The following is a 15,310-nucleotide window of genomic DNA, read 5'->3' on the forward strand; positions in this document are numbered from 1 at the left end:
CCAGAACAGTTGCAGGACAACTGAATTCACCTCCAGGCCAGGACTCCGCGCGTGTCGGTGGAAAGTTCGGCGCCGCCGTCGGCCTGCGACGAGTGCGAAATCCGTCAGTTATGCAGTTCAGCCGGCCGAATTCCGCGCAACCGCTTCGAGTTGATCAGCGAATCGCGCCGAAAAATCACTCCAATTCGAAAACAAGTAGCCGACTACGCATGCCCGCGGACAGAGCGTTCGGCACGCTTTCAGAGCCTGGCACGACTTTCCTGCCGGGCGCGCACGATCGAAGTTCCGTACAGACCGTGCGGTTGTATTCGACACGCGCGGAGCTACACGACACGCCTGCGGTGTATCGGCCGCGGGCGACTCGCGATACAGCTCACAGTTCCAGCGAAAGGGTCGGTACATGGATGTCGTGGTGGCACTTCTCATCTCGGCAGAGACGGGGCGGCCATACGGTGAATTCGGATCCGAGCACCCGGAGGATATGGATCTGCTCACGGCTCCGGCGCAGCGAATCACGCGCATCGTCACAAGCAAATTCGGTGACGCACCGGCCCTTCGGCAACTGTTGCAGGAGGCCCGGACCCGCGGTGATGTTACCGCGCCCAGCCGCGCGGCGATGCGGGCGTTGCTGATCACCGCTGCCGTCGCGGATGCCGATTTCGCGGGCATGCTGTCCGGCGAACTGGGTGCCGATGCGTCCGTGGCGTCGGTTCCGATTCCCGGAGGCTCTCGCGGTGACTCAGCCATCGCGCTCAGCCCCTTCGCGACTTCGTCGGCATTGTCCGAATTGATGTCCCTGTCGCCACGACAATGGCTCGGGCGATTACGCCGGAAAGCCGCCGCGCAGCGTAACGGTTCCGGCGACGTCGGCCCGGGCGGTGCCTACACCGCATATCCCCGCCTCGACGTCGTCCCTTTCGTGGTCGCGGACGACCCGTTCGACACCCGGATCGGAATTGCCCCGACCTACGACGACGGGGTGGCCACCACGGGTTCACTCCGGATCGATCTGTCGGATTCGGCGCTCGAACTGGACGTGGAATTGCTGTTCGATCCCCGATCGTTCACCACCGACGACGCGACCACGATCACCCTGTTTCCCAGCCACCGGGATCCGTTTCCGTCGGTACTCGTCCGGCTGGTACCGCATTCGGATCCCGAACTCAGCCCGCAACGGACCCTACGACTACTCTTCCGCCGGGCGGGCCGGATAATCGGAATCGCCTCCCGGACCGTGACGGTGGTCGGGTCACCGCTGGAAGTCATCGGCCTCCCGCACCCGCAGCATCCGCGCCATCGGATGCTCGACCTCGCTCCACTACTCGGCGAATTGCCTCCAGACCTCGTCATCGTGATCTTCCGGGCCGACGAACCCGACACCTTCGTCTGGGACGCGTACCCGCTGACCGGGCGGATCCCGATACCCGACGGCCGCCGCCGCAGCCGAATCGGCCACGACGCGAGAACTTTGGCCGCCAACACCAGGACGGTCGTGCAGTCAGGCGGACTCCCGGCCTATGACCACATCGTCGGGACCGGCGCGCTGATTCGTGCGGCGATCCCTACCGCGATCCAGGAGGTCGTGCGCAATCTGCTGACGGGTCGGCAGTTCGCGCCGACCGTGCTGCTGTTGACAGAAGAGGTGTTCGTACCGTGGGAGCTCGCGGTTTTCGACCCACCGCTGGATACCCGGTTCGGCGGCGATGCGCGGTTTCTCGGTGCGCACGTGGCGATTTCGCGCTGGCCGCTCGGCGCCGAGGACTCGCGGCCAGGATTCGATCGCCGGGAACATGTGGTGGTCCGTCAAGGAGTGGTCACCGCCGACTACGCAGGGGTGCACAGCTGGCCGGAGCTGACCGAAACGGTGCGGGAGGCCCAGCGATTCCGCGAACTGCACGGCCCGGCGGAGGAGATCGCGGCGACTCGCGATTCGGTCATCGATTGCCTCGAGGGCCGAATCCCGGTGGACCTGCTGCACATTGCGCTGCACGGTGCCTACGATGCGTCGCTGAGCGAGGACGGACTCGTCTTTCCCGTTCCGGGATCCTCGGAACCGGCTTTCCTCAGTGCGCTGGCGGTGCTGGGGATGCGTAATCGTTCGGCCACGCCGTTCATCTACCTGAACGCCTGCGAAGTGGGCGCCGGCGACGAAATATTGGGCAGCTCGGTCGGTTTCGCTCCGGCGGTGCTGCACACCGGTGCGATCGGAGTCGTCGCCCCGATCTGGCGGGTCGACGATCACGCAGCGGCCGACGTCGCAGCGCGCTTCTACGATGCCGTCTATCACCGGCATCCCGTACCGGTAGCCGAAGCGATCCGTCGGATCCGGGCGCGATACACCCGAGCCGCCGTCGCCGCGGACCCGAAGTCGCTGAGCCCGACTCACGTTGCCTATCTGGCTTTCTGTCATCCCGGGCTCATGCTGCTGCACCTGCCGACCTCCGAAAGGCACTGATCCATGTCCGACGATCAAGATCTCGACCGCACCGGCCGCGCGGTCGCCGTACATCGCAGGGTCAGCCTGCGCACCCCGGGCATGTCCGGGGTGGCCCGCACCTACCGGCCGGGCACCCCGGATCAGCGAGGACCCGAACAGATCACCGAAGCGCTGCGCAGGTCGCTGGCCGCCAACGATATCGAGCAGGACCTGACGATCGAGATCCGGGGCGCCCGCGAGCACAGACTTCCCACCGGCACCAGGGGATCCGGACCCGGCGACATGATCGTGGACGTCCAGGACCCCGGCCCCGGCTGGGAGCAGGTCGTGCTCTATCAATCCGAGGACGGCGTGCTGTCCTGGCATTTCCGGGACTCGGAACCGGCTGCGGAGCTGAACCTTCCGGTGCGCTATCGCTTGCCGGGTGGGGTCGTCAGGGTGGACCCCGGCGACGGCACCACGCACCGCGGGCTGATCGGCACGATCGGGGTCAAGGTCATCCGGATCCTCGTCTTCCGGCTGGTGCGGGAGGGCGCCGGCTGGGCCGGCGCGGAGTTCGCCCGTGCCGTGGAGTCGCGCCGCCATCCACATCGGCTGCGGCAGTTCGGCCCCGGCGACTACACCGGCGCGCACCGGGCAGACCTCAGCGCAGAGGCACTGCGGCACCTGGCCTCCGGTCGAGCGCTACTGATGATTCACGGTACCTTCAGCACGGCTCACGGCGGATTCGGCCACCTGCCCGCCGAAACGCTGCGCGAACTGCATCTCCGCTACGACGGCCGGATCTTCGCATTCGAGCACCCGACGGTCGCCACGACGCCGGTCGGCAACGTCCGATGGCTGTCGGAACGCTTGCGGCAGAGTCAGGTTCGACTGGACCTCGATGTCGTATGCCATTCGCGGGGCGGACTGGTCGGCCGGGTGCTCAGCGAGCGGCCCGATCTCGGGGACTGCGGCGAGACGATATCGGTCGGCAGGGTGGTGATGGTCGGAACACCCCATGCGGGGACGCCGCTGGCCGACGTGAAACGGCTCGAACATCTGCTGGGCCGCTTCACCACCCTGCTCCAACTGGTTCCCACCAACGGTGTGACCGAGGCGCTGGACATCGTTCTGGCACTCGTCAAACAGGTGGCGGCGGGTGTGGCGACCGGCCTCGACGGGTTGATGGCGATGAATCCGGCCTCGGACTTCCTCACCACCCAGCTCACCGGCCGCGACGCCCGCGCCCGATATGCCACCGCCGCAGCGCATTACGATCCGCCGGCGGGCGGGTCGCTGTTGCGGGCGGCCCGCAACGGCGCGATGGATCTGGTCTTCGGCGCGGAGCGTAACGACCTCGTGGTACCGACCGGCAGCGCGCTGGCCGACCGGACGTTCCGGCTCGACGCCGGCGATAGGCTGAGTTTCGAAGCTGCCGACGGGGTGGACCATTTCGGCTACTTCGCTCGCACCGAGCTGTCGGCGGCCCTGTCCCGCTGGCTGCGCGGATAGGGGGAGAGACCACCGATGGCCGGAAAATTTCGGGAACGACTGCATGTGTCGAACGCGGCGACCCACACGGTCCGGGCGATCGAGTTGCTGCGCGAATACCAGCGTACCGGTGACCGGAACCTGTTGCGGCGGGCCATCGACGATGCGGAGACGGCGCGGTCCATCCTGGAACGGCGAGTGCCGGGCCCGCCCTGGCATCCGCTGTTCCCGGTGGTGCTGGCACACCTGTCGCACTGCTATCGGACACGCTACGAATTATCCGGTGACACAGACGATCTGGCACTCTCGGTGACCTGCGCCGAGCAGGCCCGGGCGGGGGCGCCGGATCACGAGCTCGCCTACGCAGCCGACCACAACCTGGGATTGTCACTGCTGGCGCAGTTCGAACGCAGCGGTGACGTGACCCAGCTGGACCGCGCTATCGAGCTGTACACCGGTGTCGTCGCGGCCATCGCCGACGACGATGACGAGCGTCCCGCGATCCTGTCGAACTTCAGTCATATGTACCGCGCCCGGTATTGGCGCCTGAACGCCGCCGCGGACCTCGAGGCGGCACTGCGCCTGGCCCACGAATCGGTCGATACGGCAGCGCCGGACAGCCCATTGCGGGCCTTCGGTCTCGGCGCGATCAGTATCGTCTACAAGACGAAATTCGCGGTGACAGCGGACGCCCGCGATCTCGACCTCTCCATCGAATATTCCGAGCAGAGCGCCGCCGCGTTGCCGCCGACGCATGTCCTGCTGGCCGGGCAGTTGTCGAATCTGGCGATGGAGTACATGTCCCGCTTCGAATTCAGCGGCGCCCTCGCGGACATCGATCGAGCCGTCGACCTCACCCGGGACGCGGTCGCGCGGACCGGGCGCGAGGATCTCGACCACTCGGTCTACGCCAACAATCTGGGACTGGTGTTACGCCGTCGTGGTGAACGCCGCAACTCGATCGACGATCTGCGTGCCGCAGTGCGTGCGGGAGAGGACGCCGTCGCAACCATCGACGCCGACCACGCCGACCGGCCACGGTGGGAGGCGAATCTCGGCAATGCGTACCGGGCCCTCTACGAACGAGAATCGGATCCCGCGACGATCGAACGCGCCCTGCAGCTGTATACCCGGGCGCTGGCCGATCAGCCGGCCGACCATCCGGAACACGTCGGCTGGCTGGTGAATACCGCGATCATCCAGCTCTTGCGGTATCGGCACACGCTCGACGCCGCCGACATCGACACCGCCGTCGAGCTGTGCCGGCGGGCGCTGTCCCGGATCCCGCCGGAGCATCCGAATCGCCTTCGCGCGTATGTCATCCTGTTCGACGGCTTGCTCCGGCAATTCGAGCGGACCGGCGAACGGATACCGGACGAGGAACTGACCGCGGTAACGAATCTGCTCGAAACCGTCACGGCGCCGACGGCTTTCCATCGAGTCCGGCTCGGGCATGTGCTGGGCGAATACGCCGGCAGCATCGGGAATTACGCGGTTGCCGTGCGTGCCGTCGATCACGCCGTGCGCATGCTGCCGTCCGTGGCGCCCTACGAGCTGGCCCGGGGTGACCAGGAGAACGCGCTGGCCGACCATGCCGGGCTCGTCACCGAGGCTGTCACTGCCCATCTGGCGACCGGCGATGCCCGCGGTGCGCTGCTGGCTGCGGAACAGGGCCGCGCGGTGTTGTTCGGCGCGGCCCTGGACGCGCGGACCGATCTCACCGATCTGGACGGGATCGATCCCGCCCTCGCCACCGAATTCCGCTCTGCCCGAGCACGACTCGACAACCAGTCCGATACCGGTGACCCCGCGCACGCGAGGCTGCACTGGGACAGGTACCAGAGTGTGCTCGACAGGATCCGTACGGTCCCGATGCTGGAAACCTTTCTGCAGCCACCCTCCTTGGATCGGCTGTGCCCGGCGGTGGGCACCGGATACGCAGTGATGGTCAACGCGGGTCGCAGCGACGGGCAGGCCGTCATCGTCGGTGCGGACGCCGGATTGCGCACGGTTCCCCTGCCCGCCCTGACCCGCCGGGACGCACAACGATGGGCCACGGAGTTACGCACGGCGACACACGATTTCGCGCACACGGCGGCCTCGGGCGAACGGCTGACGGAACTGCTCGGTGAGTTGTGGGACCGCGTGGTCGCCCCGATCGCCGAGGCGTTGCCGACCGGCCGGATCGCGCGGGTGTGGTGGATACCGATCGGCCCGCTCGCGGCGCTGCCATTACACGCCGCGGGCCACCCGGGTTCGATCGGTGCGCTGGATGTGATGGTGTCGTCGTATATCCCGTCGTTGCGCGCCCTGTCGGAGATCCGCGGCCGTCCGCCCGCGACCGAGCTGCGCCTGACGACGGTGTCGATGCCGGCCACGGCAGGCATGAGTCCGCTGCCCGGAACCGTTGCGGAGGCGGCCGCACTCGCCCGGCGCTTCCCCGGCGCCGTCGAACTCGCTACAGAGCAGGCCACGGTTGCCGCGGTCGCGAGGCAGTTGCGGAACGCCACGTGGATTCATTTCGCCTGCCACGCCACGACGGATCCGGTCACACCCTCCAACGGCGGGTTGCACCTGCGCGACGGCCGGCTGTCCATCAGCGACGTCAATCGTCTCCGCCTCGAAAAAGCCGAGTTGGCCTACCTTTCGGCGTGCTCGACCGCGAATACCGCGGTGCGGCATGCCGACGAGTCGATCCACCTGGCGGCCGCCTTCCTGCTGGCGGGTTTCCGGCACGTGATCGCTTCGCTGTGGCCGTTGGACGACACCGTCGCCGCGGCGGCGGCCGGCGCGTTCTACACCAAATTGCCGGACGCGGTCAGCAGTGACGCGCCGGCCGCCGCCCTGCATCTCGTCGCACACGAACTGCGCTCCGCGCACCGGGAAAGCCCCCGATTGTGGGCGGCCCTGGTGCACAGCGGGCCCTGAACCGATCGCCGAAAAAGCAGCCCAGATACCCGCCTTTCGAAACGTGGATACCGAATGTCGTTGCAGCAGTTCCCGGAACCGGACGGTCGCGCCGAGAACGTCGTCGCGCTGGCTCGCATCATCGCGGAGGACACCGCCTCGCGCCAGGATCTGATGCAGGCCCTGGACCGGCTCGAGATCGACTGGACGCGAGTCCTCTTCGCGATCGATGACGAGGTGGCGAAGTGCCTCGGGCACGCGTCGCCCGCTGTGCCCGAGGCGGCGACGGTGGATGGTGTTCTCCTGGTCGCCGGTGCGCTGTGCCGGGTCTACGACCTGCCCGCGATCTCGGTGACCATGATGGCCGTCGCCGTAGCGGTGACGGCCGACCTCGCACTGGCGGCCCGCATGACGGTGGTCACGGCCATACTGGACTCGTTCGGCGAGAGCGATCTGGAGGATCTGCCCACCGTCGTGTCCCGCCTGGAATCGGGCGTGGCGGAGTCGTCCGGAGTGATCGCGGATCCGCCGCGCCGGGCCGATCTCACGGTGCTGGGCGGGCTGTTGTCCGGCCTCACCCGGCGGGCCGGCGCACTGTCGCGAGTCACGCTGGCCTACCTGTCGACCATGATGGTGCTACAGACCGGACATCTGCTGCTCGTGCCGCTCACCGTGTCCGCCATCTGGTACACCCGGCATCCCTACGATCTACAGCCGGTCACCGAACGAGTATGCGGAGCCGGGCGCGAAACGGTCACCGCGAAAGTGCCGTGGTACGCCGTACTGGTCCTGGCGTTGTCGCTCGCTCATGCGCCCGTGCCGGCGCTGCTCATCCTGCTCGGTGCGATCTGGCACGAACTACTGGATGGCACAGGCGAATTCGCCACGTTACTATGCCTACGGTCCTGGACCGGAGCCGAACGGCGATGCTCCGCCGCCGTGCCGCGGATCGCCGCGATCGTGGCAGTCACCGAGCCGGTACGGTATCTGGCCCGGGTGGCCGTGGCCGCGGCAGCCGCATTCTCCGGGCTGTGGCTCACCCGGGCGTTGACGCCGGTCACGCCGGCGGCGATACCGGCACTGCTGTTCGCGACGATCCTGCTGGGGCGTCGACGCATCGTCTGGGGTGCGGTCCTTTTCACCGCGTCCGGGTATCTCGGCGCGGGGGCCGTGCCGATCGCGATCCAGGTGGCCTGCGGCTGTGCCGCGTGGGGGGCGATCGCCCGCCTGCACCGCGTCCCGCCGACCGGCGTACCCCTGTCCTCGCCGTCCCGGTTCCGGCTGACACGGGGGAACCGCGGTCTGCGCCGGGCGCATCGGCTGGCCGAGGCCGGCCGATACCGGGATGCGGCCGCGCTGCTGACCGCGTTGCCGAGACCGGGTAGCCATGCCGATCCGGCCGCCACGCTGCTGGCGTGGGTGCTGTGGCGGGACGGCCGTCCGGCCGAGGCGGTGGCGGCGGTCCGGGCGGCGCCGGTCGCCGGGGGACCGGACGCGGTGCATCACGAGGTGTTGCGGGCGGCGGTGGAGGTACAGGCGCAACTCGACCTCGAGGCACCGCCGGCGCGCGGCGCCGCGGCGGCACTGGCACGCTATCGGTCCGCGCCGCGCTGCAATCGCGAGGTGCTACGCGAATCGGCCCTGGCCGAAGCGAGATCGATCGCCGCGGAACCGAATCCGGATCCCGCGCAGATCATGCTGATGGTGGAGATCACGGCGCATCTGGTGCCGCGCGTCGTCGGGGCTCGCCGGGTTCCGATCGCCGCCAGGCTGATCGCCGCATGCGCCGAATGCCTGGTCGCTGTCGATCCCGCCGCCGCCGAAGCATTGCTGAGTGTCCGATTCACCGCGATCGGCACCACCGTCTTCGGTGAGGCGCGCGATTTCGCGCGTATCCACGCATTGGCCGACGCGGACCGGGTTTCCGACGACGACGCCACCATCGTCGTCGCGGCTCAGCAGGTGGAGCCATGGCCGGAACGAATACTGCTGTGGCGCTGTCGATCTCGAGTCCGGCCATCGGCGCTCGATCAGGATCCGGCGACGACACCGCAGCTGCGCGCGCTCGCGGCCCTGCTCACCCGGTACCGGGCCGCGTTCACCGATTGTGAACAGGGCCGGCGGGCCGAACTGGCGGGATACGAATCCTATTTGGCCGCAGCGATATTGCTGGAGAATTCAGATTTCCGAGCTGGGCAGGCTCGCCTCGCCGAGCCTGTCGTCGCGGCCCTGCGGCGGTCCCCCGGCACGCCCGATCGGATCGCCGCGGCGGCCGCGGCCACCCTCGGCCGGACTTTGCTGCGCCTGGGCGATTACGACAGCGCCGCGGCGGCCTTCGAACACGCGGCGCTGTTCGAGCCCGATTCCGATCGCCGGCTGCCGATACTCGTCGCGATGGCCGCTGCGGCGCTGTGGGCAACAGCGGACGATCGAGCGGCCGAGGCCGAGCGGCTGCTCGGGATGTACCCGGGTCCGGCGGCGGAGCGACTGTGCGTCGCCTTCGCAGCGATCCGTTCGGGCCACGCCGCGGAACCGGCGGCGCTGCGGCCGGCGCTCGACAGCATCCGTGACTCGAGTTCTCTCGCTTACTGTTTCGCCGCAGGCATCGCGATCCGCGCGCTGGCGGCCGCCGGACGGCGGCCGGAAGCCGAGCAGATGTCCGCGGAGGTCTCGCAGTGGGCGACGCCCGCACGGGTCGCAGCCTGGATCCGGGCCGCCCTCGACAATGTGCTCGCCGAACCGAATTCGCCGGCCGCAGCGGACCTTCCGGCCGCCGCCTCCGCGCAGCCTCCGCCGGTCCGCTGGTCGCCGACCGCCGTGGTACGCGTCGACGGCGATCGGCCGCCGCGCGACGACGAACCGGTCTCGGCGGCCGGATATCTCGCAGTCATCGAAGCCCGAGGAGTCTGACCGACGATGCGACGCGTATGGACGGTGGGTCTGCTCGTAGCGCTGCTTCTGAGCCTGGCCGGGATCGCGGCCGCCGCACCCGGGCCGACGGCCGGCAGCCCCGATCTGAAGCCGATGCTGCTGGACGAGGCGGCGGTCTCCCAGAGCCTCGGTTTCCGGCAGACGAAGGATCGGGCGCTGGATATCGCACAGGTGCTCGGAGCCACCCGAGTCGACGAACAGCGCCTGGGCGATAACGTGCGCCAAGGGCACGACCGATACTTCGAATCGGAGCGGAACGAGTTCGAACTACATATCCGGCTCATCGAATTCAGCAATCACTATTGGGCCGACCGCATGCGCGCCGCGGGCAACCGGGCACCGGGACCGGCGTTTCCAGCCGATACCCACCTGATCGCCGGTACCGAGGACGGGCGGCCGACCGTCATCGCTTCCTCGGTAATGGGCCGGATCGAGGTGATCGTCTACATCGCCGCGAACTCGGCCGCAGTCGCCGACGAATCCCGGCAGGAGGACATCGTAGCCACCACGCTCATCGCGCAGCTGGCCGCGATACCCGTGCTACCGGACCTCACGTCCACGACCCGGGTGGACGTGACCGATCTCCGGATCGGATTGATCGTTCTGCAAATCGTGCTGATTCCGCTGCTGGGCGCGGGCATGGCGACAGCCGCGACATTGCGCGACCGCGGCAGTCTGGAAAGAATTCTGCGCACCCGTCCCGAACCGGAATCGGCGGGCCGTTCACCGGTGCACGACCTGTCCTCGGCCGCGGCCCGCCTGCGCCGCCGCGGGCGCATCCGGGTCGGCAGCCAATTGCTGATCGCCATGGTGCTCAGCGTCGTAGAGTTGGTCCTGCACATCTGGGCGAGTGCTCCCGCACTGCTGGGACTGGCCATCGCGCCGGGCATCGTCGCGGTCGTGGTCGTCATGGATCTGCTGATCGCCGCGAGACGGCCGGATCCGCTGCCGTTCCAGCGCACGTCGATCGTCCCTGCGGCAATCGGCATCGTGGGTTCGCTGGCGATCATCTACGCGGCGAATTTCTTTCTGTTCGCGGCGATCGCGGTCGTCGTGCTGACCCGCAGTGCCGGGTACTGGGTGATGGCGGCGGTCCTGGTCCTGGTCGGGTGGCGAATTCTCACCCGCACGTCGGGCCCGTACAGATTCGCGAAACGGCTGGCCGGCAGCAGTATCGCGGCAGCGCAGCGCGACGATCACAAGCCGCGGGTATTCGTGCTGCGGTCCTTCCAGGACGACGCGCTGACTTTGCGAATGCGGCGGACCATCCGGCACAACCCGATCGAACTCGCCTCCACCCAGCCCTACGAGCGTTTCGAGGAACTCTTGGCGTGGTCGATGTGGCAGTTCGGCCCGGTGTGGACGGTCGGCCGGCCCGGCACCAACCTCGCGCCGCTGGGCGCGGCCCGGGAATATCACCGCGACGACAATTGGCAACTCGCGGTCGAATCCGAGATCCGGTTCGCCCGGATCATCGTATTCGTGGTGGGCCGATCACCGGCATTGATGTGGGAAGTGGCTACAGCCCGGCGCTGCCGGGCCCTGAGCAAATGCCTGTTCGTCTTCCCACCGCTGTCCGGTACCGAATTGCACGCACGTTTGGTCGTTCTCGCCGCCGCGCTGGACATGTCGCCCGACTATTTCACCCACCCCGCGGCCACCGGCCGATATCTGCTCGGAATGTACATCGGCGACGACGGGCGGCCGGTCCTGCTCACCGGGGACGGCCGCGACGACAGCGCATATCAGACACTGTTCTCCGCAGCGGGAAACATTCTGGTACAACGTGATTCGCTACACCTGAGCGCGGTCGCGACGGATCTGCGGGCACCGCGCCCGGCCGACGTCTCCGCGCAACTGGTGCGTTACGACCCGCAACGACTCCCTCCCGGACCGCCGGACGCGAAGGCCAACCTGCGCTACATCCTCGATTCCCTGTACTGGCGGCTACGATCCCGAACCGGGGAAACGGGAGGTGCGGAGACCGTGGTCGCGGCCCGCGCCGCCATTTATCGGTACATTCAGCAAGATCGGTACGGCGCGATCTACGACTGGCACCTCGCACCCCGCAGCCGCAAGGCCGTGCCACGCTGGTCGTGGATCGAACAGAATCGGGCACACAACGCCGGCCGCGACTTCTCCGGCCCGGAACACGTCATCGCGACCGTCCGGCACGGCACCGCCACGGCATTGATCACCGCCCACGACGGAACTCCCACACCCCCACAACGTTTCGTGAACGTCCGAGGCCGCTGGCTGATCGAAGCGCACTGAGCCTTTCCGAATGATCCGCGTGCGGTGATCTTCTCAACGGCTTTTTCGAATGCCTTGACTGCCCGCTGGGCGCGGTCGATGTCCTCGGCCTTGCAGATTTCCTTCATCGTCGGGACTGCGCCCGGATGCGCCGACTTCGGAAAACCTCGCGCAAGCGAGCAGGATCGCAGAGAAACCGTTACCGCTCTGATGGCATACCGGCCGCCTGGCTCGAACACCGGCTCGGTGACCGGATCTTCGAGCGTGAGTCCGCCGGTAGCCGAGACAACGTAGTGACCCACAGCTGAAGGACCGGGCGTGGGATGTCATCGTGTGGCGCGAACGGCGGACATAGCGGTGCGGTGACCGTGCGGCGGTCGGAACCCGCAGAACGCTGTTCGAGTTTTCCTCGCCGTACCACTGCGACGCCCGGCACACTCCGGCTGCTGTGGACCCGTCGAAAGGTCAGCCGAAGACACCGTCGAGCGTATCCGCGGTGAGCATCCGCTCGGTCCAGGTACGCAACTGTGCGACATCGGCCGCACGCACAACATCGCGCACCTCGCTGGGCACCGACCGGAACTTCACCCGCATCAGATCGAGCAGCGACTCCGCACGACCTCGCGCCTCGCCGCGGGCCTCGAATTTTTCGGCAAGTGTCACGGTGATATCCCTCGCTTTCGGGCCGAGTAGATCGTATAACGGTTCCAGATCGTCCTCGCCGATCGAGCCGGCGGTCACGGTGAGAATATACCGCATGATGTACTCGAAAAGCTGGTCCCCACCTGCAGCGTTGAACGAAGCGTGCAGGTCGGGACCATAGTCCTGAGTGATCAGATCGATCAGCGCCGGGTTGCCCGGCCCGAACCGCAACAGTACTTTCAGCATCCGTAATTCCGGTGGCTGGCGCAGTGCCAGCATGGCCGAGGCGTCCAGCCGGTTCACATCGTCGAGCAGGTAGGGTGACCGCGGCACCAACTCTCCGAGCGCCGCGCGGGTGTGCTCGTCGAGGTCGATCAGGTCGGCCAAGTCCAGCGCGGCGTTCCAGCGGCGTCCATCGGAGCTGCAGTGCATCACCAGCGGGATCACCATCGGCAGTTTCCCGGCACCCGGGTGGCGGTCCAGCCACGCGCTCCAGAAACGCAACCGGTACTCCTCCAGCCGGTACGCCATCACCGGATCCGGACTGCTCTGGTGCTCGATCAGGCAATAGAGAAAGGCCTGGGGCCCGTCGATCAGCCGGGTCTCCAGCATCAGATCGGCGTGCCGCTGCCGCAGATCCGGGCGCACGAAGCTGCCCGGATACGGTTTCAGGTGGCGCCAATCTATCCGCGCCGCAGCCACTTCCGGCAACGCCGGCCGCAATTCCGCGGCGGCGTTGCCCGGACGGCCCAATAACTTTTTGAACAAGGAGTCATACGGTGTGGGTGGCGTCTCGGCCATGGGATCGCAATCTACGGCCGATCCGACCCGAATCCGAAAGTAACAGACGGCATTTCGCTGCGACACGCCATATATGCCAGCCCGATCGGGCGTGCGACACGGCCGATACTCCCGGCGATACCACCACCCGGACCAAAGGCCTCCCTATTCGAAGCGGACCGTGAGCCTTTCGATCCCGCGCAACACCAGGTTCCGCCGGTAGGGCACCTCGTCGCTGGTCAGGGTCATGGTCAGACCGCGCCGGACCAGTTCCCGCAGCAGGATTTCCATCTCCAGCCGGGCCAAAGGCGCGCCGAGGCAGTAGTGGATGCCGAGGCTGAACGTGAGATGCCGCTTCACCGAGGAAGTTCCGGCGTAGCGGGTGATGTCGAACCTGTCGGGGTCCGGGAACGCCGCCGGGTCGCGGTTGGCGGAACCGAACAGCAGCGCCACGCCGTCGCCGGCGGCGAAGGTGTGGCCGGCGATCTCGGTCTGCTCGTGCGCCAATCGGGTGGTCATGTGCACCGGCGAGTCGTAGCGCAGCATCTCCTCGACGGCGGGTCCCGCGAGATCCGGTTTCGCACAGAGCAATTCGTATTGGTCGGGGTTGCGGATCAGCGCGAGGATCCCGTTGCCGACGAGGTTGACGCTCGTCTCGTGCCCGGCGACCAGCAGCGTGACGCAGGTCGCGAGCACCTCGTCCAGGGTGAGCGCGTCACCCTGTTCCTCGACCAGGGCCAGGCCGCTGATCAGGTCGTCCTGCGGTTCGGCGCGGCGCCGCTCGATGAGGTCGCGGAAGTAGGCCACGAATTCCTTGGCGGCCTGGGTGCGGGCCTGCCGCTCCTCCGGGTGGAGCAGCCGGTCGGGATCGAATCCGCGGGCCAGCGCGTGCGACCAGCGCTGCAGATCCGGATGGTCCTCGGCCGGCGCGCCGAGCAGTTCCGCGATGATCGTCAGCGGCAGCGGGTAGGCCAGCGCGGTGATCACGTCGACCTCGCCGGCCTCGACGACCGCGTCGACCAGTTCCTTCACCAGTTGCTCGACGCGGGGCCGCAGCCGGGAGATGGTCCGCGCGGTGAACGCCTTGCTCACCAGTCCGCGCAGGCGGGTGTGGTCCGGCGGGTCCATCCACAGGAACGAGGTGGGCAGGTCGACGTGCTCGACGCCGGGATGGAACAGGTCGGCCTCGTGGGCGTGACTCCAGGTGTTGTCCTCGAGGATCGCGACGCAGTCCGCGTAGCGCGTCACCAGGTGCACGTTCAGCGGGGTCGCGACCAGCGGGGTCGACTCCCGCGCCGCGGCGTAGCGCGGGTACGGGTCGGGCCAGTGCTTCGGATCGAACGCGTCCAGTGCGGCACCGGGATTCGGTGGCGCCGGCGCCTCCTCGACGGCCGGGGTGTTCGGCGAGTACACCAGGCAGGTGGTCGTGCCGTGCGCGACGAGCCGCCCCTTCGCGTCGGTGACCCGGCCCTCCGCGGTGGCCGTGCGCCGGCCCGCGTGCAGAACCTTTGCCTCACAGGTGAGTACGTCGTCCTCGAGGCCGACCGAACGGATGAAGTTGACCTTCAGTTCCAGCGTCGTGTACAGCGCGCCGTCCTCGATCGCCGTGTACACGGCGCTGCCCATCGCGGTGTCCAGCAGTGTGGAGATCACCCCGCCGTGCACGGTGAACAGGGCGTTCGCGGCCGCGGGGGACGGCTTCAGCGTCCACACCGTGCGCCCCTCCTCGAGGGTCTCGAGCAGCACGCCCAGGGAGTGACCGACCCCGATGCCGGCGTCGATCCCGTGGTCCACCAAGGCTTTCAGGTCGCGCAGCCGGCGTTGCCGGGTGGTCTCGGCGTGGTCCACGGTCATCGGGTCCTCGTTCCTTCGTGCCGCTGATGAGAT

Annotated in this window: 7 protein-coding genes; 5 read left to right on the forward strand and 2 right to left on the reverse strand. The window is 67.8% G+C overall.

All coding sequences use genetic code 11. From position 1 onward, the window contains the following. Positions 1–481: 481 nt before the first annotated feature. Genes NRB56_RS14740 through NRB56_RS38340 form a run of 5 tightly spaced genes read left to right on the forward strand, consistent with a single transcriptional unit; the run spans position 482 to position 12,022 of the window. A complete protein-coding gene (locus tag NRB56_RS14740) occupies positions 482–2,455 on the forward strand; it encodes a CHAT domain-containing protein (RefSeq protein WP_194290859.1) in 1,974 nt (657 codons plus the stop codon). A gap of 3 nt (positions 2,456–2,458) precedes the next feature. Then, positions 2,459–3,931 (forward strand): esterase/lipase family protein, encoded by a 1,473-nt coding sequence (locus tag NRB56_RS14745; RefSeq protein ID WP_153342470.1) that lies wholly within the window; start codon positions 2,459–2,461, stop codon positions 3,929–3,931. A 15-nt stretch (positions 3,932–3,946) separates the two neighbouring features. Further along, the gene (locus tag NRB56_RS14750) at positions 3,947–6,838 is read left to right on the forward strand and encodes a CHAT domain-containing protein (protein WP_153342472.1); all 2,892 of its coding nucleotides are present in this window, start codon (positions 3,947–3,949) and stop codon (positions 6,836–6,838) included. A gap of 54 nt (positions 6,839–6,892) precedes the next feature. Continuing rightward, complete coding sequence (locus NRB56_RS14755) at positions 6,893–9,727, forward strand: hypothetical protein (protein WP_153342473.1); 2,835 nt, start codon at positions 6,893–6,895, stop codon at positions 9,725–9,727. A gap of 6 nt (positions 9,728–9,733) precedes the next feature. Continuing rightward, positions 9,734–12,022: a hypothetical protein gene (locus NRB56_RS38340; protein ID WP_194290860.1), complete on the forward strand. Its 2,289-nt coding sequence runs from the start codon at positions 9,734–9,736 to the stop codon at positions 12,020–12,022. Between the two features lie 444 nt (positions 12,023–12,466). Here the strand turns inward: NRB56_RS38340 and NRB56_RS14765 are convergent, their stop codons facing one another. Beyond that, entirely contained in the window at positions 12,467–13,444 is a 978-nt protein-coding gene (locus NRB56_RS14765) for an Rpn family recombination-promoting nuclease/putative transposase (protein ID WP_153342477.1), read from the reverse strand. A gap of 144 nt (positions 13,445–13,588) precedes the next feature. Continuing rightward, positions 13,589–15,277: a cytochrome P450 gene (locus NRB56_RS14770; RefSeq protein WP_153342479.1), complete on the reverse strand. Its 1,689-nt coding sequence runs from the start codon at positions 15,275–15,277 to the stop codon at positions 13,589–13,591. Between the last annotated feature and the right edge of the window lie 33 nt (positions 15,278–15,310).

The sequence above is a fragment of the Nocardia aurantia genome (assembly GCF_009604425.1).
GTDB classification, from domain to species: domain Bacteria; phylum Actinomycetota; class Actinomycetes; order Mycobacteriales; family Mycobacteriaceae; genus Nocardia; species Nocardia aurantia.

What these genes read in the sequence shown, in the direction of transcription:
- NRB56_RS14765 (WP_153342477.1), bottom strand. Translation starts at nt 13,444, where the DNA reads ATGGCCGAGACGCCACCCACACCGTATGACTCCTTGTTCAAAAAGTTA.
- NRB56_RS14750 (WP_153342472.1), top strand. Translation starts at nt 3,947, where the DNA reads ATGGCCGGAAAATTTCGGGAACGACTGCATGTGTCGAACGCGGCGACC.
- NRB56_RS14745 (WP_153342470.1), top strand. Translation starts at nt 2,459, where the DNA reads ATGTCCGACGATCAAGATCTCGACCGCACCGGCCGCGCGGTCGCCGTA.
- NRB56_RS14770 (WP_153342479.1), bottom strand. Translation starts at nt 15,277, where the DNA reads ATGACCGTGGACCACGCCGAGACCACCCGGCAACGCCGGCTGCGCGAC.
- NRB56_RS38340 (WP_194290860.1), top strand. Translation starts at nt 9,734, where the DNA reads ATGCGACGCGTATGGACGGTGGGTCTGCTCGTAGCGCTGCTTCTGAGC.
- NRB56_RS14740 (WP_194290859.1), top strand. Translation starts at nt 482, where the DNA reads ATGGATCTGCTCACGGCTCCGGCGCAGCGAATCACGCGCATCGTCACA.
- NRB56_RS14755 (WP_153342473.1), top strand. Translation starts at nt 6,893, where the DNA reads ATGTCGTTGCAGCAGTTCCCGGAACCGGACGGTCGCGCCGAGAACGTC.